Below are 1,581 nucleotides of genomic sequence, written 5' to 3'. Positions count from 1 at the left end.
GGAGAAATCCACTATATTGCGTCGATGTAGGCAGAGGAGAGGGAATGTAGCGGAGAAATCCACTATATTGCGTCGTTGAAGGCAGAGGTGAGCAAATGTAGCGGACAAATCCACTATATTGTGTCGATGCAGGCAGAGGTGAGCAAATGTAGCGTAGAAATCCACGATATCGCACCAACACGGCCTGTGCACGATCAGTATTGCCGAATCGCCCGGGCGCACGCACTAATTCCGCAGCGATCGCTGCGCGGCTATGAAAGCAGTCGGATATAGGTGGAGCGGGGTCCAAGCCATTGGCGGTGTTCGACGCACAGGTACGGAGCTTATGGAGAGTAAGGGGAGTAAATGTTTTGCAACCACATTGAAATAATAGCGGCAGGAATTAGCAATACTACATACGAGCTGCCACACCATATCACATCACTTGTACATTGTACAAAAAGGGGAGATTGCGGCAATGAAAAAAACGTACAGCATGATGTTTTCGCTGCTACTCGCAATTACGCTGGTACTGTCCGGCTGCGGGGCGGGCAAGAATAACACCGTCAACCCGGGAGCAGGCACCGGCGGAGATAAAGTACAGTCCGACGAAACAGGCAAGGACTTCCGGATCGGCATGGTAACGGACGTAGGCGGCGTTAACGATAAGTCCTTCAACCAAAGCGCGTGGGAGGCTCTGAAACGCGTAACTGCAGAGACCAGCGCTCAGACGAAGTTCCTGGAGTCCAAGGGCGAGGCCGACATGGAGCCGAACCTTAACAACTTCGTACGGGAAGGCTTTGATCTAACTTGGGGAATCGGTTTTTTGTTTACGGACGCGGTCGCGAAAGTAGCCAAGGAGAACCCGGATGCGAAGTTGGCCGTTATCGATACGGTCGTTGATGCGTCGAACGTGACGTCCATCACTTTTGCCGAACATGAAGGTTCGTTCCTGGTGGGCGTTGTGGCAGGCTTGATGACGAAGACGGACAAGATCGGCTTCGTGGGCGGACTTGAAATTCCCGTTATCAAACGTTTCGAAGCCGGCTTCCTGGCCGGCGTAAAGGCCGTGAAGCCTGACATTAAAGTCAACGTGGTATACACGGGCGCGTTCGATAAGCCGGATCTTGGCAAGAGCGCCGCAGCTACGATGTACAATAGCGGCATCGACATCATTTTCCACGCGTCCGGCGGTACGGGCAATGGCGTATTTAACGAAGCCAAGGACCGTAAGAAAAACGGCAAGGATGTATGGGTAATCGGGGTAGACAAGGACCAGTCGCTGGAATTCGGCGATGACGTTACGCTGACATCTATGATGAAAGGCGTAGAGACGGCTGTGCACAAGGTGTCGAGAGATCTGATCGCAGGCAACTGGCAAGGCGGCTCGGTGCAGGAGCTTGGTCTGAAGGACGACGCGGTTGGGTTGCCGGAGACCTCGAAGGCTAACGTCCCTGAGGAAGTATTGAAGCAAGTCGAAGAGTTCAAGGGCAAGATCGTTAGCGGCGAAATTACCGTTCCGACGAAATAAGCGGAAAGCCTGCTGCGCTAGCAAGAACCGTATAGTTCGTTTGTCGAAGCAGCGAGACCGGCAAGAGCCGG

General features: G+C 53.4%; 1 protein-coding gene. It reads left to right on the top strand.

Going from position 1 to position 1,581, the window contains the following annotated elements; genetic code table 11:
* Positions 1-457: 457 nt before the first annotated feature.
* Positions 458-1,510, top strand: a complete 1,053-nt coding sequence (locus tag PAT3040_RS17615; protein WP_108993761.1) for a BMP family lipoprotein — start codon at positions 458-460, stop codon at positions 1,508-1,510.
* Positions 1,511-1,581 lie beyond the last annotated feature (71 nt).

Source organism: Paenibacillus agaridevorans (genome assembly GCF_003112455.1).
In the GTDB taxonomy this organism is placed as follows: domain Bacteria; phylum Bacillota; class Bacilli; order Paenibacillales; family Paenibacillaceae; genus Pristimantibacillus; species Pristimantibacillus agaridevorans.
The sequence above is the reverse complement of the archived record's forward strand: the minus strand, read 5'-3'. Positions and strand labels throughout refer to the sequence as shown.

Excerpts from the sequence above, each read along its gene's own strand:
- PAT3040_RS17615 (WP_108993761.1), top strand. The coding sequence starts at position 458 with ATGAAAAAAACGTACAGCATGATGTTTTCGCTGCTACTCGCAATTACG.